General features: G+C 69.0%; 20 protein-coding genes, 1 tRNA gene and 2 pseudogenes. 14 read left to right on the top strand and 9 right to left on the bottom strand.

All coding sequences use genetic code 11. From position 1 onward, the window contains the following. Nucleotides 1-44: 44 nt before the first annotated feature. On the bottom strand, nt 45-614 hold the full coding sequence (locus AC068D_RS20405; protein ID WP_478824405.1) for a GPR1/FUN34/YaaH family transporter: 570 nt from the start codon (nt 612-614) through the stop codon (nt 45-47). 166 nt (nt 615-780) lie between these two features. Further along, entirely contained in the window at nt 781-1,302 is a 522-nt protein-coding gene (locus AC068D_RS20400; RefSeq protein ID WP_478824404.1) for a universal stress protein, read from the bottom strand. A gap of 1,103 nt (nt 1,303-2,405) precedes the next feature. On the opposite strand from AC068D_RS20400, the gene AC068D_RS20395 reads away from it, so the two are divergent. The 4 genes from AC068D_RS20395 to AC068D_RS20380 all read left to right on the top strand — a co-directional run bounded on the left by AC068D_RS20395 (nt 2,406) and on the right by AC068D_RS20380 (nt 4,989). Next, nucleotides 2,406-3,629 carry a helix-turn-helix domain-containing protein gene (locus AC068D_RS20395; protein ID WP_478824403.1) on the top strand — a complete coding sequence of 408 codons (1,224 nt, stop codon included), beginning with the start codon at nt 2,406-2,408 and terminating at the stop codon, nt 3,627-3,629. A gap of 149 nt (nt 3,630-3,778) precedes the next feature. Then, a complete protein-coding gene (gene orn, locus AC068D_RS20390) occupies nt 3,779-4,381 on the top strand; it encodes an oligoribonuclease (protein WP_478824402.1) in 603 nt (200 codons plus the stop codon). 112 nt (nt 4,382-4,493) lie between these two features. Continuing rightward, nucleotides 4,494-4,566 (top strand) — tRNA-His (locus AC068D_RS20385). A gap of 165 nt (nt 4,567-4,731) precedes the next feature. Then, nucleotides 4,732-4,989 (top strand): hypothetical protein, encoded by a 258-nt coding sequence (locus tag AC068D_RS20380; protein ID WP_478824396.1) that lies wholly within the window; start codon nt 4,732-4,734, stop codon nt 4,987-4,989. A 59-nt stretch (nt 4,990-5,048) separates the two neighbouring features. On the opposite strand, the gene AC068D_RS20375 is transcribed toward AC068D_RS20380, so the two are convergent. Both AC068D_RS20375 and AC068D_RS20370 read right to left on the bottom strand, forming a co-directional pair. Continuing rightward, a complete protein-coding gene (locus AC068D_RS20375) occupies nt 5,049-5,627 on the bottom strand; it encodes an HD domain-containing protein (RefSeq protein WP_478824401.1) in 579 nt (192 codons plus the stop codon). A gap of 13 nt (nt 5,628-5,640) precedes the next feature. Then, the gene (locus tag AC068D_RS20370; protein ID WP_478824400.1) at nt 5,641-6,756 is read right to left on the bottom strand and encodes a helix-turn-helix domain-containing protein; all 1,116 of its coding nucleotides are present in this window, start codon (nt 6,754-6,756) and stop codon (nt 5,641-5,643) included. Nucleotides 6,757-6,885: 129 nt separating this feature from the next. Here AC068D_RS20370 and AC068D_RS20365 point away from each other — a divergent pair, with 129 nt between their 5' ends. The 6 genes and pseudogenes from AC068D_RS20365 to AC068D_RS20340 form a co-directional block, all read left to right on the top strand. Next, nucleotides 6,886-7,116 (top strand): hypothetical protein, encoded by a 231-nt coding sequence (locus AC068D_RS20365; RefSeq protein WP_478824399.1) that lies wholly within the window; start codon nt 6,886-6,888, stop codon nt 7,114-7,116. A 206-nt stretch (nt 7,117-7,322) separates the two neighbouring features. Beyond that, on the top strand, nt 7,323-7,790 hold the full coding sequence (locus AC068D_RS20360) for a glycine-rich domain-containing protein (protein ID WP_478824398.1): 468 nt from the start codon (nt 7,323-7,325) through the stop codon (nt 7,788-7,790). Between the two features lie 31 nt (nt 7,791-7,821). Next, the gene (locus tag AC068D_RS20355; protein WP_478824397.1) at nt 7,822-7,944 is read left to right on the top strand and encodes a hypothetical protein; all 123 of its coding nucleotides are present in this window, start codon (nt 7,822-7,824) and stop codon (nt 7,942-7,944) included. Nucleotides 7,945-8,326: 382 nt separating this feature from the next. Beyond that, a complete protein-coding gene (locus AC068D_RS20350; protein ID WP_478824396.1) occupies nt 8,327-8,584 on the top strand; it encodes a hypothetical protein in 258 nt (85 codons plus the stop codon). Between the two features lie 128 nt (nt 8,585-8,712). After that, nucleotides 8,713-9,042, top strand: coding sequence for a divalent-cation tolerance protein CutA (gene cutA, locus AC068D_RS20345; RefSeq protein WP_478824395.1), 330 nt, complete (start codon nt 8,713-8,715; stop codon nt 9,040-9,042). A 141-nt stretch (nt 9,043-9,183) separates the two neighbouring features. Then, nucleotides 9,184-9,315: pseudogene (locus tag AC068D_RS20340) on the top strand (class I SAM-dependent methyltransferase); the annotation flags it as partial. Nucleotides 9,316-9,402: 87 nt separating this feature from the next. Here AC068D_RS20340 and AC068D_RS20335 read toward each other — a convergent pair. The 5 genes and pseudogenes from AC068D_RS20335 to AC068D_RS20315 form a co-directional block, all read right to left on the bottom strand. Beyond that, entirely contained in the window at nt 9,403-10,359 is a 957-nt protein-coding gene (locus tag AC068D_RS20335) for a phage baseplate protein (protein ID WP_478824394.1), read from the bottom strand. Between the two features lie 398 nt (nt 10,360-10,757). Beyond that, the gene (locus AC068D_RS20330; protein ID WP_478824518.1) at nt 10,758-11,306 is read right to left on the bottom strand and encodes a DUF1062 domain-containing protein; all 549 of its coding nucleotides are present in this window, start codon (nt 11,304-11,306) and stop codon (nt 10,758-10,760) included. 278 nt (nt 11,307-11,584) lie between these two features. Continuing rightward, nucleotides 11,585-11,715, bottom strand: a pseudogene (locus AC068D_RS20325) (IS5/IS1182 family transposase); the annotation flags it as partial. Between the two features lie 189 nt (nt 11,716-11,904). Then, complete coding sequence (locus tag AC068D_RS20320; protein WP_478824393.1) at nt 11,905-12,447, bottom strand: GNAT family N-acetyltransferase; 543 nt, start codon at nt 12,445-12,447, stop codon at nt 11,905-11,907. 156 nt (nt 12,448-12,603) lie between these two features. Then, nucleotides 12,604-13,680, bottom strand: coding sequence for a LacI family DNA-binding transcriptional regulator (locus AC068D_RS20315; protein WP_478824392.1), 1,077 nt, complete (start codon nt 13,678-13,680; stop codon nt 12,604-12,606). Nucleotides 13,681-13,903: 223 nt separating this feature from the next. Between AC068D_RS20315 and AC068D_RS20310 the strand changes: the two genes are divergently transcribed. Genes AC068D_RS20310 through AC068D_RS20295 form a run of 4 tightly spaced genes read left to right on the top strand, consistent with a single transcriptional unit; the run spans nt 13,904 to nt 18,595 of the window. Further along, complete coding sequence (locus AC068D_RS20310; RefSeq protein WP_478824391.1) at nt 13,904-15,217, top strand: ABC transporter substrate-binding protein; 1,314 nt, start codon at nt 13,904-13,906, stop codon at nt 15,215-15,217. Nucleotides 15,218-15,231: 14 nt separating this feature from the next. Next, entirely contained in the window at nt 15,232-16,266 is a 1,035-nt protein-coding gene (locus AC068D_RS20305; RefSeq protein WP_478824517.1) for a carbohydrate ABC transporter permease, read from the top strand. A 12-nt stretch (nt 16,267-16,278) separates the two neighbouring features. Continuing rightward, nucleotides 16,279-17,136, top strand: coding sequence for a carbohydrate ABC transporter permease (locus tag AC068D_RS20300; protein ID WP_478824516.1), 858 nt, complete (start codon nt 16,279-16,281; stop codon nt 17,134-17,136). Between the two features lie 52 nt (nt 17,137-17,188). Beyond that, nucleotides 17,189-18,595, top strand: a complete 1,407-nt coding sequence (locus tag AC068D_RS20295) for a GH1 family beta-glucosidase (RefSeq protein WP_478824390.1) — start codon at nt 17,189-17,191, stop codon at nt 18,593-18,595. Nucleotides 18,596-18,708: the final 113 nt, after the last annotated feature.

The following is an 18,708-nucleotide window of genomic DNA, read 5'->3' as shown; positions in this document are numbered from 1 at the left end:
TCTTTTCGTCGGCCGACGCCGCCCTCGCGCCGGCCCCTGGCCGCTCAGCCGGTGGCCGTCACCCCCCGGCCGGCAGCGCGCCCGGTGAAGGTGGGCCAGTGGGCGAGCGCCGCCGTGGCGCCGTACCAGGCCGCGAGGCCCGCGACCGCGCCGACCCAGCCGCCGGCCTTCGCAAGGCCGTCGTTGTCCGCGAACGCGGCGATGCCGAGCAGCAGCATCGAGATGAACAGCAGCCCGTAGACGCCCTGTCCGAAGACTCCACTGCCCGCGGAAGCCGCGGTGAGAGTGAGCGCCAGCAGCGCGAACAGCAGCAAAAAGAGGCCCGCGGCCTCCGCCGAGACCTGGGAACCGGCACCGGTGCCCCAGGTGAACCAGAAGGCGCCGAGGCCCGCGAAGGCCGTGCCCGTGCCGCCGTTGCCCGCCCGGAACTCGAGCAACCCGACGATGAACAGTGCGACCCCGCCCACCCAGGTCGCGAGTGATGCGGCGTCGGACGCCGCGACATTGTCGATCACACCGGTGTTGCCGACACCGAAGGCCAGCAGGGTCAGTCCCAGTGCGAGATGGCCGAGAGTGGATGATGTGGCGCTTCCCGCGGAGACTTCGTTGTCCACGGCGGGCTCCCTTCATGCGCGCTTAGGTGCTGCTTCCCAGCCACCCTTATCTACCCTTCACAAGCGCACAATCCACCTGTACGGGCGAGTAGATTTGACGGTCGTCAAGGAATCATGATGTGCGCCCGACCTGGGCGGACAGGGGATGCCGTCCGCGGACCGCGGGTCAGGGGATGACGATGACGGGCCGCTGAGCGCGCTTGGCCAGCCGCCCGGCGACCGAGCCGAAAATACGCCCCACGAGGCCGTGCGTGGAGCCGACGACGATCGCGTCCGCCGAGTACTCCCGGCCGACTTCCTCAAGCTCATGACAAATGTCGCCGCCACGCTCCACCAGGATCCAGGGGACCTCGGAGAGGTAGTCGGCGCAGGCGAGCTCCAGCCCGAGCACCTCGGTGCGGTGGTCCGGGACGTCCACGAAGACCGGCGGCTCACAGCCCGCCCACACGGTCGTGGGGAGGCGGTTGGCGACATGCACGATGATCAGGCCGGAACCGGAGCGCCTCGCCATGCCGATCGCGTACGCGAGCGCCCGCTCGCTGGAGGTCGATCCGTCGAAGCCCACGACAACTCCGTGCCGGAACGCGGGGTCGCAGGAATGGCGTGACTCTTCCGCCGCTTGCAGATCCGACAGGGGGTCGGCGACCTGCTTGCGGTCTGCGGGTTCGGAGAATTCGTGACCGGCCATCGGTGTCTCGGCGTTTAGATCCTCATGAGAGGGCGACGGTTGGCGGCGGAGCTGTGTCCGGGAATCATCTTCCCAACCCCATACCCCCAAGGGTACGGCGACACTCCTCCCCTGCCCAGAGCCGACAGCCCTACGCACGGCGTCCCAGGGAGCATGCACGAGCACGCTCCGTATGGCAATGGCGCCTGTCTCATACAGCCTTCGGCCCGGGCGGCCGCGGGCCTGGCCCGTCGGGTGTCCCGGCAACGGCGCCCGGGGGGCTCCGATCCCTGTCGGCGACCCGGGCCGCGCCACGCCCACGGGAAGGCACCTGGACCAGTGCCGCCGACCGTCCCGACTCCGCGTCATGACGACACCCGGGACGATGCCGGGACCGATCGGAGCCCGGCCCCGGGGGCGCCCCCGGGGCCGAATCGGGAGATCGCCGGGAGACGACGACCCATCACCGTCCGGACAACGGCCCCGGCCGGTCACGGCGCACGCCGTCCGGCCGCTCACCGTTCCGCGGGGACGGACCCGGCCGCGGGACCCGCCCCGCACCGGCCTCATGGGGGACGCGACCGCTCGTGCCCGGCCGTGACCGACACGCACCGGGCACCGGTCCTGGGCCCTGGAGGGGCTGCCACACCGCCCGTTCGAACTTCCCTTCGGGCCGCGTTCGAGCCGGGGGCGCACGGGGGCGGACGCCGGCGCGTATGAAATACGCCGTGAGACCGACGAATTGGCCCCTTCGCAACCGAATGTTTTCAGCCAACTTCACGCCTACGGCCGACTCTTGCCCCAATGGCCTGTCAACCCCCCTGTCACCAGGGAAGAAAGGACCAGTACCGTCTTTCGCACCCTACGGGGACGGGCCATGCATGCCAGGCGCACTTCCCTGCGCGGCCCGCGAGTGGAACGCTTCGTGATCGAATGCTTCGCGCCAAGTGCCCTTGTCGACAATGTGCCGGATTCAGAACTTGTCACGCCGGCGCCACGGGACGCAGTAGATTCGATCATGGGTATCGCAGGCTGGGGACTCGTGCAAAACCGAGGGGAAACGTGCAGGAGCGACATGCCCGACACGAACGGGGAGACGCGAACACTGAGGGGGGCTTAGCGTCATGAGTCAGGACTCGGCCACGCCGGAGGCCGCACGGAAACTGTCCGGGCGCCGCCGCCGGGAGGTCGTAGCGGTGCTGCTGTTCAGCGGTGGCCCCATTTTCGAGAGCTCCATCCCGCTCTCGGTGTTCGGAATCGACCGCCAGGACGCCGGAGTTCCCCGCTACCGGTTGCTGGTGTGCGCCGGTGAGGAAGGACCCCTGCGGACCACAGGGGGACTCGAACTCACCGCACCGTACGGGCTGGAGGCGATCGGCAGAGCGGGCACCGTCGTGGTACCGGCCTGGCGGTCCATCACATCACCGCCGCCGCCGGAGGCGCTCGACGCGCTGCGCCGCGCCCACGAGGAGGGGGCGCGGATCGTCGGGCTGTGCACCGGAGCGTTCGTCCTTGCTGCTGCGGGGCTGCTGGACGGCCGTCCGGCGACCACGCACTGGATGTACGCACCGACGCTCGCCAAGCGCTATCCGTCGGTCCACGTCGACCCGCGCGAGCTCTTCGTCGACGACGGTGACGTGCTCACATCGGCGGGGACCGCGGCTGGAATCGATCTCTGTCTGCACATCGTGCGGACGGATCACGGCACGGAGGCCGCGGGGGCACTGGCCCGCCGGCTGGTCGTGCCGCCACGGCGCAGCGGCGGTCAGGAGCGCTATCTGGACAGGTCTTTACCGGAGGAAATCGGCTCCGACCCGCTCGCCGAGGTCGTGGCCTGGGCGCTGGAGCATCTCCACGAGCAGTTCGACGTGGAGACCCTGGCGGCACGCGCGTACATGAGCAGGCGGACCTTCGACCGCAGGTTCCGCTCGCTCACCGGGAGCGCTCCCCTGCAGTGGCTGATCACTCAGCGGGTACTGCAGGCGCAGCGGCTGCTGGAGACCTCCGACTACTCGGTCGACGAGGTCGCGGGCCGCTGCGGCTTCCGTTCGCCAGTGGCGCTGCGCGGGCACTTCCGGCGCCAGCTGGGCTCCTCGCCCGCGGCGTACCGGGCCGCCTATCGAGCCAGGCGCCCGCAGGGCGACTCCGGGGGCGGCGCGGCGGCGATGGACCCGATGGTGCCGGCGCAGGCGTCGGTGCCACAGGCGAGGCGGCCGGCCGCGGCGACGGCCCCGTCCGGTCACGGGCCGGCGGCTGCCTCCGCGCTGCCGCACGAGTCCGGCAAGCCGCACTCCGATGCGTACGCCCCCGGGCGTACGACGGTCCCGGGCCAGCGGAGTGCGCCTTAGGCGGACCGGTGGTCGGACAGGGTACGGGTGGGGCCCCACGGCTGAGCCGTGGGGCCCCACCCATATTTTCGAGGGGTCGCGGCCGAGCGGCGGGAGCCATCGGCACGCGACGCCGCACTGCGATCGCCGGTCGGCCTAAGGTAGGACGCATGAACGATCGCATGGTGTGGATCGACTGCGAGATGACCGGGCTCTCGCTGGCCGACGACGCACTCATCGAGGTGGCCGCGCTGGTCACCGACTCGGAACTGAACGTGCTCGGTGAAGGGGTGGACATCGTGATCCGCCCGCCGGACGCGGCGCTCAGGACGATGCCCGACGTGGTGCGCCAGATGCACACCGCGTCGGGTCTCCTCGACGAGCTCGCGGCCGGTACGACCCTCACCGACGCCGAGGACCAGGTCCTGGCATACGTACGGGAGCACGTCAAGGAACCGGGCAAGGCCCCGCTGTGCGGAAACTCGGTCGGCACCGACCGCGGTTTCCTCCTCCGTGACATGCCGAAGGTGGAGGAGTACCTCCACTACCGGATCGTCGATGTCTCCTCGGTCAAGGAACTGGCCCGCCGCTGGTACCCGAGGACGTACTTCAACAGTCCGGAGAAGAACGGCAACCACCGGGCCCTTGCCGACATCCGTGAATCCATCGCCGAGCTGCGCTACTACCGCGAGGCGATCTTCGTCCCGCAGCCCGGCCCCGACTCCGACACCGCGAAGTCCATCGCGGCGCGTCACGTCCTGCCTGCGCAGTAGCCAGGACGGCCCGTGCACGGGTCCCGCGACAGGGGGACGTAAACATGGGCGCGAGCACCCTCCAGGACCCTGTACACTTTTTCTCGGCCGGTCGGAAAAGCGACCGGTCGTGGTGGGTGTAGCTCAGCTGGTAGAGCACCTGGTTGTGGTCCAGGATGCCGCGGGTTCGAGTCCCGTCACTCACCCTGATAAGGGCCCGGCCTGTGAAAGCAGGCCGGGCCTTCTTCATGCCCGAAACCACGAGGTCCCGTGGGGGTCAGCTGCCGCCGGAACCCGCCTGTGGTCTCCGCCACGGCATACGCCCCCGGAAGAACGCCCGCGCACGGTCGGCTGGTGCCCGGAGACTCCCAGTGACACCCTCCGGGTCCACCACGGTGGCCATCGAGCGCGAGCGGCTACGCGGCTCGGTCGAGACCGGTTTCGCCAAGCTCGAAGGCCGCCGCCTGGACACCGCTTGCAGCGGACCACGCAGACCCGAGAAGGACATCGAAGAGCTGGAGCAGCGCGTGACCGCGCTGGAGAAGAACCGGTGGCCGCTGCCTGCGACGGCCGCACTGACCGGCTTGGCAGGGCTCGGCGCGAGCCTGTACACGATCGCCGTCCGCTGAACGACGCCCCCTGTCTCGCCATCGGGCCGGGCAGGGGGCGCATTCGTGCTGTCCAGGGGTTAGGCCTTCTCTCCGAGAACAGCGCGCAGCCAGTCCAACGGCCCCTGGCCCAAAAGCGCTTCCGCCAGGCGCTGACCCGTTCCTGTGACGATGCGGCCCCGGCTGTTGTCAATCCAGCGCTGGGCGCTCTCGTAGCCCTGCGCCTTGTACTCGATGCCCTGGAGCATGCACTCAAGCTTGTCGGCATCCCGGGCGCAGATCGCCTCGGGCGATTCCTTCGCCTCGTACTCTGCCACCAGCTCCCGCACAGTCGTAGCCAAGGCCTCGGGCATGCCCGCCACCTGGTCCGCGGTCACTGCCTGCGGGTCTGCCTCAGTCGAGTACTTCTTTCCGAGATAGTTCACGTCGCCGGTGCGCGTCTCCTGCGAGTCGTGCCACACGGCGAGGAATGCTGCACGGGCGGGGTCGGCGCCTTCCAGCTTGGCGATGATCGAGGCGATCAGCGAGGTTCGCCAGGCGTGCTCGGCGACGCTCTCGGGGTCACGCACCCCCGCCATCCACCATCCCGTGCGGCGCGTGTTCTTCAGCGTGCCCGCCTCGTACAGGAACTGCGCTACCGCAGACAGGTCGTCGGCCACCGCTCGTCTCCTCTCACGCCTCGGACAGGCGGATCGCGTATCGGATGCTCTCAAGCTCACGGCGAGCCCGCGCCGGAAGCCCATGGTTATCCAACATCACGGGCAGCCGTTCGCGTAAAGCTCGGCCGGTATCGCTGGGGCGTACGAGGCTGGGTCGAGACGCGATCAGCGCCCACAGGGTGTGGACGTTGAGGTCGAAGAACCCGTGCTCGGGTGTGAGGCCGTGCACCAGGTGTCCCATCAGTTTGTGACCGGGCCAGTTGCTCGGGTCCTCTGTCGCGATGAACTCGTCCGAGAGTTGTACATGAGGCGCCTCGCCAATCCAGTACGCCCAGTAGTTGAGGTTCGCCGCCTCGCTGGCGTCGTCGTCCTCGAGCGTCTTGGCGATGAAGTGGTTCATCCGATCCCGGTCGCCCTGGCGGGCCGCGACAGCAGCCACGGAGCGGGCGTTGAGCCACCTGGTAAGCCAGTCGTCCGGCCGCTCGGTGCGCTGCTGGTGGGCCAGCCATTCGGCTGTGTCCGTCGCGGAGTCGTACCCAGCCAGGTAGAGGGCCTGGCGCCGGAGTAGGAAGCGGTCGGCACCGCGGGCGGTTTCGGCGGTTCTTCGCATGCGTGCGAAGAACCGACGGCGGTCGTCGGCGGGGAGCTCGGGGCCCTTGGGCACAGGGCCACGTCGGGGGCGCGGCGATGCTGGCAGGTTCCGCAGGGGGGCGGGCGGCACTCCGTTGAGTGGCCAGGAGAGGACCTCGACGAGGTTGCGCTGCATCACCCATGCGCCGATCGGATCACGGTCCGTCGGCAGGTTGTCGTCGAGCGCGCTTGAGAGCAACACGTCTGCCTCCATAGCTCGTTCGAGGGCCAGGAGAAGCGCCGGCGCGGCGCCAAGCTGGAGAAGACGATGGCGATGCACGAGCATCTGGCCCACAGGCACCGAGGTGAGGGGCCGGCGGCCGGACTCCCACCCAGCGAGGGTGTCGGACGCGACGCGCAAGTGCTCGGCGAGCGTCTCTTGCGTGTGCCCAAGCTGCTCTCGAATCAGCCTGAGAACGTACCCCGACACTATGCCGCCGCGGCTGCGCGGGGCGGTTCCCTGGTCGTCAGTCAGGGTGGATCGCCTGTTGCTGTCCATGGAGTTCCTCTTGGCCCGTCAGTCCCGGCCGGTACCCGTACCCGCAGTCACTACTTCGGGAAGGTCATCTTTCCTACCGTCGTAGTCAGTGACGAGGAGCAACTCAGCGTAGTAGAAGGGGCCCACTCCGTGAACGCCAATCTGCAGAGACCGGCAGCCCCTGCCCCTTCGGATCTCCCCCCGATCGGGACGCTGTCGCAGCGGCAGCAACGCGGCCAGGACTGCGTGCACTGCGGCATCGTCCTCACCGCCCAGACGGCGGTGGCCATTCCCGGCGAGCACACGTTCCGACTCCTCGACATGCGCGTCCGCTGGTACCCCCGCGCCTGCCGTACCTGCCCGAAGGGCGGTCGGCCGTGATCTGCGCAAAGTGCCATGAAGGCATCCGCCGCGACGAGCAGTACGAGCGGCGAGACATCCACTCCGCCTCAGGCCCTGGCTGCGTCGTGTACTTCCACGTCGCGTGCCCGCCGCAACTGCGCCGCTGAGACTCCCCGCCCGCTGTCGTTGCGGCGGCTCTGGCAGCGGGCGAGGCACCACCCATCCACCGAAACGGGAGGACTCCCATGACCCAGACCCCACGCGCGTTACTTTCCGACGCGCAGTTCAACGACGTCCGCGCCACGGTGCTCGACAACAATCCCGGCATGGAGCCCGAGCTCGCCGTCCGCATCGTGGTCGACGCCCTCGGGTTCGTCGCCGCAGCAGCAGTCAACCCCGGGCGGGGCCTGGCGCCGTCGCGGGTGGTGGATGAGGGCTGGCACGCCCTGATCCTCCACACCCGCCTCTACGACGACCTGTGCACGCGCCTCGGCGGTTTCATCCACCACGCACCCGAGCGGCCCGACCCGTCCCGCCATACCGACGAGGGCACCGCGCGCACGATCGCTGCGATCGAGGCCCTCGGCTACGAGGTGGACCGGGACCTGTGGCGCGGCCCGGATGACGAGCTCGTCTCAGTGGCCGCGTCGTGCCAGCACTCGGATGACTCTGGTCCGATCGTGACGATCCCGAAGCCCAAGCCCAAGGGCTGACCGTAGGCTGCGGCACGGAAGGGAGACGTTCATGTCCGAATGGATCGACCCCCGGTACGCGGAGCTGGTGGCCGCATGGAAGCGGGCGCAGCAGCCCGACTCTCGGGATCCCGAACCGCGGCTGAAACGCGCGTTCATCGTGCCGCAGCGCTAGCCCCAGACCGCCCCGGCCCGGCCGTCCCCCGTCGGCCGGCCGGGGCTTCTGTGTGTGCCATCCCAGCCTCCGCCGATGCACACGTATGGGTACTGCCCCTCAGGTGATCGCGACAGCGACATCCACTCGCGTCGAACAGTTCCGATTTGGCCTGCTTTTCGGCATCGCCGCAGGTCAAATATAGGTAACAAAACTGGTTCGAGTCCCGTCACTCACCCTGATAAGGGCCCGGCCTGCGAAAGCAGGCCGGGCCTTCTTCATGCCCGAAACCACGAGGTCCCGTGGGGGTCAGCTGCCGCCGGAACCCGCCTGTGGTCTCCGCCACGGCATACGCCCCCGGAAGAACGCCCGCGCACGGTCGGCTGGTGCCCGGAGACTCCCAGTGACACCCTCCGGGTCCACCACGGTGGCCATCGAGCGCGAGCGGCTACGCGGCTCGGTCGAGACCGGTTTCGCCAAGCTCGAAGGCCGCCGCCTGGACACCGCTTGCAGCGGACCACGCAGACCCGAGAAGGACATCGAAGAGCTGGAGCAGCGCGTGACCGCGCTGGAGAAGAACCGGTGGCCGCTGCCTGCGACGGCCGCACTGACCGGCTTGGCAGGGCTCGGCGCGAGCCTGTACACGATCGCCGTCCGCTGAACGACGCCTCCTGTCTCGCCATCGGGCCGGGCAGGGGGCTTCTGTGCTGTCGCCATCTGCTCCCGGCGCGGCTGGAATGCAGTGCGCTAGCTGCGCCCCCAGGGGTTTCCGTCATTAGGCTCCCGCCCATGACTGACTTCGTGCAGGTGTCGACAGCGACACCGACCCGGGAGCAGGCCATCGCGCTGGCGCAATCGGTGGTGAAGGAGCGACTCGCGGCAGGAGCCCAGATCATCGGGCCCGTCACGTCAGTGTTCTGGCACCTCGGCGAGTTCGGCACCGGCGAGGAATGGCAGCTACTACTGAAGACCCGCGCCGAGAGGTACCCAGACCTTGAGGCCCATCTCCTCAAGAATCACCCGTGGGACAACCCGGAGGTAGCGGCAGTGCCGATCGTCGCGGGCGCGGAAGCATGCCTGCGCTGGGTATCCGAGAACACTCAGCGCGAGAGCGCATAGATCACAAAACCGCCTTGTCCAGGGCGTCGTCGACTTCGGCGACGCCTCGATATTCCGTCAAGCGCGCGAGCACGGGATCCAACCTGCGGCGGGGCCGGACGGACGCGACCCCGTTGGTGAGGTCCAGCGCACGGCTCCTCGTTCAACTGGACGCAGTACCCCGACCACGGCCCGGGCGCCGAGATCCTCGACGTCAGCCGCGGCTCGGTGGTTCTCGACCTGGGCTGCGGCAGCGGCGGCAACCTCGCCGACCTCGCCACGCTCGGCGCCCGCCGAAGCGCTCGTACGGAGCGGAACGAACACGAAGAAGCCCGGCCCTCCCCGCGCGATGACGCAGAGACGGCCGGGCCGCAGCGCTGCTTACCCGGCGAGGTCGCTCTTGTAGAAGACGGTCGACTGGAACTCGTCAGGACTGACGGCGATCTTGCTGGAGAAGCCGAATGCGAGCCGCGGGCCGCTGGGCGACCGCCAGATCGCCATTCCCTGAGGTTCGCGACCAGGCAGCGAGTTGCCCGCGGTCGTCGCGAACTTCTCGTTGTACTGCCCCCCGGTCTGGTTCATATCGAGACGAACCAGATAGGACGGCCTGGCCGGATCCGAGGGCTTCACGGGCGGTCCACCGTAGGACAGGTATGCGTACTGGCCGTACGAGGTCACGCCCTGGAATTTGTCGGAGTCGCTGAGACCGAGTTGGGCGTTGGTCGGCAGGGCGCGCTTGGCGAGCGGGCGAGTGTCGTCGTTGATGCCTCGGGCGATGACATCGGAGAGGTCGAACAGGGCGAGGCGCCACGGACTCGTCGTCCCCATGTACCGGACGAGCAACCGGTTCGTGTAGGGATCGATCGACGGTCTCGGACAGTCCCGGAAATCGGAGAGACCGATCTCGAATTTCGCGACGCCGGAGCTGGTGGGGTAGTCGATCAGAGCCCCGTCCTTGTACCTGATGCGGCAGATCGTGTGGCTGTTGGGGGCCTCATCGGGCTCCAGGCTCCGCCAGTCGCCCGCGAGCCAGATGAACGGAGATCCGGACGTAACCGGCTGGATCCCCATCGAAGAGCCGTGGTCGAACCCGTGGAGCGCCATGGCGCCCAGTACGTTGCCGCTCAGGTCGGTCCTGGTCACCCAGAGGTCGCCGTTATTGCTCCCGACCTTGCTCTGCACGAAGTAGATGTGCCCGTGCACGTGGTCGAAGGCGAAGGACTGCATCGCCCAGTAGGGCTGGTGGAGCGTTTTCCGTACGACAGGATCACCGCCACCCCCCTTGAGTACGAAGTACTGCGACGGGGCGACGTCCGCGTGCGCCGTTTCAGCCGTCAATAAGGAGAAACCGCCGCTCGCGGCGGCGGCGGCTATCCCCGTGCCGGTCCGGAGGAGCGTGCGGCGGCTTACGGCATTCCCTCTACCGCTTTGGGAAGTTCCACTCAAGTGCATCACCCTGTCTGCCAGTTCAGCCGTTTTCGTTGATCACGATCAACCTAGCAACCGGGCTTCTGGGTGTCGATATGCCGAACTGAAGGCGAACTGAAGGCGAGATGTGCTCACTTCACCTGCCAGAAGCCATATTTGGTACCGGGCACCGGGGGGTTTTCGGACCGGGCCCCGGTCATGCCCCCGCGCCGGTGCGGCTGGAATGCGGCGCGCTACCTGCGCCCGGGAGTTTCGTCACCAGGGCCCGTCCGGCGGATCCGCCGGACGGGCCCTGTGACGGGGAGGGTTCAGCGCTTGAGCATGAAGGTGAAGTCGCCGGAGAGCTTGCCGCTCAGCCGGACCGCCGAAACGAGATTCCCCTCCATGATCAGTCTCTCGACCTCGGCCCGCGAAAGACCGCAACCTTCAGCGATCAGTCGCACCGGCCGCACTGGGATCCGCGCCGCAAAGCGGACCGAGACGTCGAGCACTTCGCGGTCCGGCTGATCCGATCCGCCGGTGTCGAGGCGCCAGGCGTTGCCCCAGTCGAGGGCGATGCGATTACGGCGCCGCACGACAGGATCCTGGAGCAGCTCAGCTGCCAGGTCAGGATCGTTGTCATGCAGCCGGTCGAGCAGCTCAGGTCGTACGGAGCGCACGTTCTTCCGCTCCAGGAACGTGAGCTTTGCAGTTTCCCCGCAAGCGGTGCAGAGCGCGAGGAGCCAGGCGTCGATGAGTTTGTGGTTGGCGTTGACGCGAAATTTACCGCTCGTCCGGAAGCGCTCGGACGCGCACGTGTGGCAACGGCGGAGAACGAGAGGCAGGCAGGTGGGCACGACCACCCAGTTTTCGAGCACAGAAGTACACCGGTTCCAGTGAGAAATCCGCAGCAAAAAGGAGCGCGGCGCACATGCGCGACGCGCGACGATTCAGCACTCGGGAGGTCTCACAGGGTGTACAACGGCACGTCCTTGCCCAGACGACTTGGTTCGGCAGCACGGTAATGGCGCACAGCGGCGCTGCTCCAGTGGTTTTTGGAGCGCCTCACCGCCAGGTTCTGTTCCGGCGGTCATCGACGAAGCCGGAGCCGGATCACGGCGGCGGTACGCCTTGTCGCCGCCGAGGTGATCGGGACGTGTGTTTTCCGGCACCCGCGGCGCTTCCTGCGCGCTACGGCGGCGTGTCGGTGGGCGCGACAGGAGGTGGAATCCACGCTCGCCATGGACCGGTCGATGCGGCCTGCCCGTCGGCGTCCGCATGGACGGCCCGCAGGGTCTCCCGGAACTGGATCCCGTCGACCGTCCTGCGGTGGTTCTTCCAACGCCCGCACCGCCGGCCCGCCTTGGGCAAATGCGGCTACGGCCGGGCCCACGCGTCGTTCGTCGGATCTCCTCGTCCCACGACGGGCGCGACGACCCCGGCCCCGGACCAGTCCCACGATCCGCCGGACAGGCCCTAAACCTTCGAGTCCGGCTTCCAGTCCTGGACGAGGAGCCCGAGCAGCACCTCGTCGAGGAACTCGCCCATCACCCAGGCCGAGGAGCGCAGCACGCCCTCGCGGACGAAGCCGTTGCGCTCGGCGGAGCGCAGCATCGCGGCGTTGTCCGACAGCGTCTCGATCTGCAGCCGCTGCAGGCCGCGCACGACGAAACCGTAGTGACACAGCACCGCGACCACGTCGGTGCCGTAGCCCTTGCCGCGGGAGGACGCCAGCAGCCCCAGCCCGATGTGCGCGGACCGGTGGTGGTTGTCGATGCCCCACAGCGACGCGGTGCCGACCAGCGTGCCGCCGTCCAGCTCCACCACGGAAAACGGGACGTGCCCCTGCTCCTTGTCGTCCACCACGAGCGGCGAGTCCTTCGAGCCGGGCGTGATCGGCCGCCACGGCCGGCCTTCGGCCCGCGAGGCGTTGACCACATCGTCGTAGAGCTCAGCCTGCAGGATCGGGATGTCGTCGTCGTGCCGGGCCCTGAGCCCGACCTTGCTGCCCCTTAGCATGCAAGCTTCCTATCCGACCGGGCTCGCCCACAGCAAACCAATAGGGCAACTGCACGGGCCGGCCCGGGGCGCGCCGCGGGCCCGGGAATGTGTAGTGCACCGGGGCCTCGCCATGACGCCCGTCCCGGGCTCGCGGCCCCGAGGCTCCGCGCCCGATCATGACGAGTCGCGGACCACGAGCTCGGTGGGCAGCACCAGTTGGGGCCGCTCCACCGCCGTGGGCGCGGCGATCTGCTGCAGGAGGAGGGCCGCCATCGTCCGGCCCATCTCCTCGATCGGCTGACGGACGCTGGTGAGAGCCGGGTCCATGTGACGGGCCACGGCCGAGTCGTCGAAGCCGACCAGGGCCACGTCGTCGGGGATGCGACGGCCCGCCTCGCGCAGGGCCTGCCGGGCACCCGCTGCCATGACGTCGGAGGCGGCGAAGACGGCGTCCAGGCCCGGGCGGCGTTCCAGGAGGGCCCGCATGGCACGGCTGCCGCCCTCCTCGGTGAAGTCCGCGGGTGCGATCAGCTGTTCGTCGGGCGCCAGACCGGCCTCGGCGAGCGCTTCCCGATAGCCGTCGAGACGGCATCTGGCTCCGTACACATCGAGCCGGCCGGTGATCGTCGCGATGGTGCGGCGGCCGCGGGACGCAAGGTGGCCGACAGCCGCACGTGCGCCTTCGGTGTTGTCGGAGTCGACTGCGGCCAGCGGCTCGTCCGCCGAGCGGCGGCCGCTGATGACGGCCGGGATCGTGAGCTGCTCCAGCAGATCGGGCAAGGGATCGTCGGCGTGCACGGAGACCAGCAGCACGCCGTCCACACGGTCCGCGGCCAGATACTGGGCGAGCCTGCGGCGCTCACGGTCCGAGCCGGCGAAGGTCAGCAGCAACTGCATGTCGGTGTCTGCGAGAGCGGCGCCGACGCCCCTGACGATGTCGGAGAAGTAGGGTTCGGCGAAGAACCTCGCCTCGGGCTCGGGCACGACGAGAGCGATGGCATCGGTGCGGTTGGCCGCGAGCGCACGGGCTGCGCGATTGGGCACGTAGCCGAGCTCGGCGACCGCGGCCTCGACCACGGCACGGGTCTCGTCGCTCACCCGGGGCGAGCCGTTGATCACCCGGGAGACCGTGCCGCGGCCCACTCCGGCGCGGGCAGCGACCTCCTCGAGGGTCGGTCTGCGTCCGCTCCTGCCTCCGGCAGGGGCACCGGCAGTGCCCCTGCGGACGCCGGCCTTCCGGCGATCGACCATGTCCGCCTCCCGTAATCCGCTGGCCGAGAACATAACGCGTCGAGTGCCTTGACACCCCCACAGGGAGCCGCGACCCTTCAACACATCACACATGGGAGCGCTCCCATCGTACCTCACCCATTCAGGACCCGCACGTTCCCCACCCGAGCCGCTTGCTCCAACGAACGCGCGCAGTACGACAGTTGGCCCGGGGGTCGGCACGTCAGGGCACAAGGAGGACGCAATGCGCAGGACCGTAATCCTCGCGGCCGTCGCCGCGCTCGGCGCCGGGCTGCTGGCCGGCTGTGCCGAGGACAGCGACGCACCCGCCGCCGACAGCTCGAAGGGCGGGGGCGACGGCAGAGGCAGGACCACGATCACGGTGGGCGTCTTCGGCGCCTTCGGCCTGAAGGAGGCCGGGCTCTACGACGAATACATGAAGCTGCACAAGGACGTCGTCATCGAGCAGACCTCGATCGAGCGCAACGAGAACTACTACCCCCAGCTGCTCACCCATCTCGGCAGCGGCAGCGGCCTCGCCGACATCCAGGCCGTCGAGGTCAACAACATCGCGGAGATCACCTCGACACAGGCGGACAAGCTCGTCGACCTGGGCAGGGCGGAGGGCGTCGGCAAGGAGAGCTTCCTGCCCTGGAAGTGGGCGCAGGCCACGACCAAGGACGGAAAGACGATCGGTCTCGGCACCGACATCGGCCCGCAGGGCATCTGCTACCGCAAGGACCTGTTCGCCAAGGCCGGGCTGCCGACCGACCGGGAGGCCGTCGGCAAGCTCTGGGCGGGCGACTGGGGCAAGTACCTGGCGGCAGGAAAGCAGTACAAGGCGAAGGCACCGGGCGGCACCGCCTTCGTGGACTCCGCGTCCGGCGTGATGGCCGCGATCACCGGCAGCAACGCCAAGCGGTTCTACGACGAGGACGGCAAGATCATCTACAAGACCAACCCCGCGGTGAAGGAGGCCTGGGACACAGCCGCCTCGTTCGCCACCGAGGGACTGACCGGCAGGCTCCAGCAGTTCACCCCCGCCTGGGACCAGGGGTACGCCAACGGCACCTTCGCCACGGTCTCCTGTCCCGCCTGGATGCTCGGCTACATCCAGGACAAGGCGGGTGCGGCCGGCAAGGACAAGTGGGACGTGGCCCCTGCTCCGAGACCGAGCAACTGGGGCGGCTCGTTCCTGATCGTGCCCGAGGCCGGGAAGAACAAGACCGAGGCGGCGAAGCTCGCGGCCTGGCTCACCGCACCCGAGCAGCAGGCGAAGCTCTTCGAGAAGCGCGGGAGCTTCCCCAGCGCCTCCGCCGCGTATGCGCTGCCGGCAGTGTCGGGAGCCAAGCTCGAGTACTTCGGAGGCGCCCCGATCGGCCAGATCTTCTCGACTGCCGCCCAGGGCGTCCCGGTGACCATCGTCGGCCCGAAGGACCTGGTCATCGCCCAGAACATGGCGGACATCGGGATGCTCCAGGTCGACCAGAAGGGCAAGTCCCCGAAGGAAGGCTGGGAAGCCGCGGTGAAGGCCATCGACAACGCGCTGGACCAGTGACGGGCACGGGACGGATGACCGGCCACGGACCGCCGGCCGGTACGGCCAGTGACGGCACCGCCCCCGCGCTCTCCCAGGGGAAGGAGGGCGCGGCCCCGGCGGCCCCGGCCAAGGACACCGCGGCGGCCGAACGGCGTCGCGCGCGGCGCAGCCGCCGGCACAGACGTGATGTGCGCTGGAGCCCGTACGCGTTCATCGCACCGTTCTTCGTGTTCTTCGCGGCCTTCGGCCTCTTCCCGCTGCTCTACACCGGCTGGGCCTCGCTGCACCGGGTGGAACTGACGGCGCCGAACGACATGGAGTGGGTGGGACTGCGCAACTACTCCCGCCTGCTGGAGGACGAGTTCTTCTGGAACGCACTGCAGAACACCGTCACCATCGGGCTGCTCTCGACCGTGCCCCAACTGCTGATCGCCCTCGGCATCGCGCATCTGCTCAACTACCGGCTGCGCGGCTCGATGTTCTTCCGGGTCGCGGCGCTCACCCCGTACGCCACATCGGTGGCCGCGGCGACGCTCGTCTTCGTGCTGCTCTTCGGGCGTGACTACGGGATGATCAACTGGGCGCTCGGCCTGGTCGGGATCGACCCGGTCGACTGGCAGAACGGTACGTGGACCTCGCAGATCGCGGTCTCGACGATCGTGATCTGGCGCTGGACCGGCTACAACGCACTGATCTATCTGGCGGCGATGCAGGCCATCCCCCACGACCTCTACGAATCGGCGGCCCTGGACGGGGCTTCGCGGTGGCAGCAGTTCGTGCATGTCACCGTCCCCTCGCTGCGGCCGACGATCCTCTTCACCTGTGTCGTGTCGACGATCGGCGCGACCCAACTGTTCGGCGAGCCACTGCTGTTCAACGGAAGCGCGGGCGCGACGGGCGGCGCGGACCACCAGTTCCAGACACTCGGGCTCTATCTGTACGAGCAGGGCTGGGTGAACCTCCATCTCGGCCGGGCCTCGGCGATCGCCTGGACGATGTTCCTGATCCTGCTGGTGATCGGCGCGGCGAACTGGCTGCTCGCCCGCCGGCTCCGCACGAGCGCCTAGGGGGCTGATGTGCTGACGACGAAACAGGGGGCGGGCCGCGGGGCCGGCCGGCAGCTGCACGGCGGGCGTCTCACCCATGCCGTGCTGATCGTGTTCACCGCGGGGTCGCTCTTCCCCCTGGTGTGGACGGCCGTCGCCGCCTCCCGCACCAGCGGCCGGCTCGCCCAGACTCCCCCGCCCTTCTGGTTCGGCGGCAATCTGCTCAGGAATCTGGAGATCGCCTGGACCGATGCCAACATGGGCACGGCGCTGCTCAACACGACGGTCGTCGCGGGGACGGTGGCGGCGGGGACGGTCCTCTTCTCCACACTCGCGGGGTTCGCCTTCGCCAAACTCCGCTTCCGCTTCAAGAACCTGCTCCTGCTGCTGGTGATCGGCACGATGATGGTGCCGCCCCAGCTCGGCGTCGTTCCGCTGTACATGCTGATCGCCGAGCTGTCCTGGACCGACCGGCTGCAGTCCGTCGTTCTCCCCGCCCTCGTCTGTGCCTTCGGCGTCTTCTTCATGCGGCAGTACCTGACCCAGGCGCTGCCGTCCGAACTGATCGAGGCGGCCCGGGTGGACGGCGCGAGCAGCCTGCGCATGGTGTGGCATGTGGTCTTCCCGGCCGCGCGGCCCGCGATGGCCGTCCTCGGCATGCTCACCTTCGTGATGGCCTGGAACGACTTCTTCTGGCCGATCATCGCGCTGACCCAGAACGGCAGCCCCACCGTGCAGGTGGCGCTGACCGGTCTGGGCCGCGGCTACATCCCCGACCAGTCGGTGATCATGGCAGGCGCGCTGCTGGGCACGCTCCCGCTGCTGATCGCCTTCGTGATCTTCGGTAGGCAGATCGTCGGCGGCATCATGCACGGCGCGGTCAAGGGCTGACGGCCGGCGTCCGATCGATTCCTCCTTCTGCACACACGTTGGGAGCTCCTCCATGTCCGTCAGCTTTCCGCCCGGGTTCCTGTGGGGCACCGCCACCGCCGCGTACCAGATCGAGGGTGCCGTGAGGGAAGGCGGCCGTACGCCGTCGATCTGGGACACCTTCAGTCATACGCCCGGCAGGGTGGAGAACGGGGACACCGGCGACGTCGCCGTCGACCACTTCCACCGCCGCGCCGACGACGTCGCGCTCATGGCGGACCTCGGTGTCAACGCGTACCGGTTCTCGGTCTCCTGGCCCCGGGTCCAGCCGACCGGCCGCGGCCCCGCCGTCCAGCGCGGCCTCGACTTCTACCGGGCGCTCGTCGACGATCTGCTGGAGCACGGCATCACTCCCGTACTGACGCTCTACCACTGGGACCTGCCGCAGGAGCTGGAGACCGCCGGAGGCTGGCCGGAGCGGGACACCGCAGGCCGCTTCGCCGACTACGCGCATGTCGTCGCCGATGCACTGGGCGACCGGGTGGAGCGGTGGACCACCCTCAACGAACCCTGGTGCAGCGCCTTTCTCGGATACGGCTCCGGTGTCCACGCCCCCGGCCGAACCGATCCGGTGGCCGCGCTGCGCGCTGCGCACCATCTCAACCTGGCCCATGGCCTGGCCGTCCAGGCGCTGCGCACCGCGCTTCCCGCCCGCGCTCAGCTGTCCGTGAGCCTCAACCCCAGTGCGGTCAGGGCGCGTACGCCGTCGGAGGTGGACCTCGATGCGCAGCGCAGGATCGACGCCCTGGCCAACAGGATCTTCACCGGTCCGATGCTCCACGGCTCGTACCCCGGCGATCTCCTCGCGGACACGGCACACCTCACCGACTGGTCCTTCGTCCACGGTGACGACACGGCCGCCATCCGGCACCCCCTGGACTCGCTCGGGATCAACTACTACGCACCCACGGTCGTATCGGCCGCGAACGGCGGTGACGGCCGGGCCGAGCGGAACGACGGCCACGGCGCGAGCCGGCACTCCCCCTGGCCCGGTGCGGACTCGGTCGACTTCCACCGGTCGCCGGGCGAAGTCACCGAAATGGGCTGGCCGGTGGATCCGTCCGGACTGCACGATCTGCTGATGCGCTACACGCATGAGGCGCCGGGCCTGCCGCTGGTGATCACCGAGAACGGCGCGGCGTACGCCGACAAGCCCGCGGCGGACGGCAGCGTCCACGACCCCGAGCGGATCGGCTATCTGCACGGCCACCTGTCCGCCGTGCACCGGGCGATCAGCGACGGGGCGGACGTCCGCGGCTACTTCCTCTGGTCACTGATGGACAACTTCGAGTGGGCGTACGGCTACGGCAAGCGCTTCGGCGCGGTGTACGTGGACTACGACACCCAGGCACGTGTCCCGAAGTCCAGTGCCCGCTGGTACGGACAGCTGGCCAGGACAGGGGTGCTTCCCGACTGCTGACGGCCACCGGCGGGGCCCGTCCGTGATCCGGCGGCATCCGTGATCCCGCGGGTCCGTCCCCGATCCTGGGTCCGCACGCGGCTCGTCACGCCGGACGAGTTGTGCGTGCCCCG

The sequence above is a fragment of the Streptomyces sp. NPDC043861 genome (assembly GCF_056435905.1).
Note: the sequence above shows the minus strand (reverse complement) of the source record. Positions and strands in the feature narration are given on the sequence as shown.

Coding starts and splice junctions, on each gene's coding strand:
- AC068D_RS20400 (WP_478824404.1), bottom strand. CDS start 1,302: ATGGCCGGTCACGAATTCTCCGAACCCGCAGACCGCAAGCAGGTCGCC.
- AC068D_RS20320 (WP_478824393.1), bottom strand. CDS start 12,447: ATGCTAAGGGGCAGCAAGGTCGGGCTCAGGGCCCGGCACGACGACGAC.
- AC068D_RS20360 (WP_478824398.1), top strand. CDS start 7,323: ATGACCCAGACCCCACGCGCGTTACTTTCCGACGCGCAGTTCAACGAC.
- AC068D_RS20315 (WP_478824392.1), bottom strand. CDS start 13,680: ATGGTCGATCGCCGGAAGGCCGGCGTCCGCAGGGGCACTGCCGGTGCC.
- AC068D_RS20295 (WP_478824390.1), top strand. CDS start 17,189: ATGTCCGTCAGCTTTCCGCCCGGGTTCCTGTGGGGCACCGCCACCGCC.
- AC068D_RS20370 (WP_478824400.1), bottom strand. CDS start 6,756: ATGGACAGCAACAGGCGATCCACCCTGACTGACGACCAGGGAACCGCC.
- AC068D_RS20395 (WP_478824403.1), top strand. CDS start 2,406: ATGAGTCAGGACTCGGCCACGCCGGAGGCCGCACGGAAACTGTCCGGG.
- orn (WP_478824402.1), top strand. CDS start 3,779: ATGAACGATCGCATGGTGTGGATCGACTGCGAGATGACCGGGCTCTCG.
- AC068D_RS20355 (WP_478824397.1), top strand. CDS start 7,822: ATGTCCGAATGGATCGACCCCCGGTACGCGGAGCTGGTGGCCGCATGG.
- cutA (WP_478824395.1), top strand. CDS start 8,713: ATGACTGACTTCGTGCAGGTGTCGACAGCGACACCGACCCGGGAGCAG.
- AC068D_RS20305 (WP_478824517.1), top strand. CDS start 15,232: ATGACCGGCCACGGACCGCCGGCCGGTACGGCCAGTGACGGCACCGCC.
- AC068D_RS20310 (WP_478824391.1), top strand. CDS start 13,904: ATGCGCAGGACCGTAATCCTCGCGGCCGTCGCCGCGCTCGGCGCCGGG.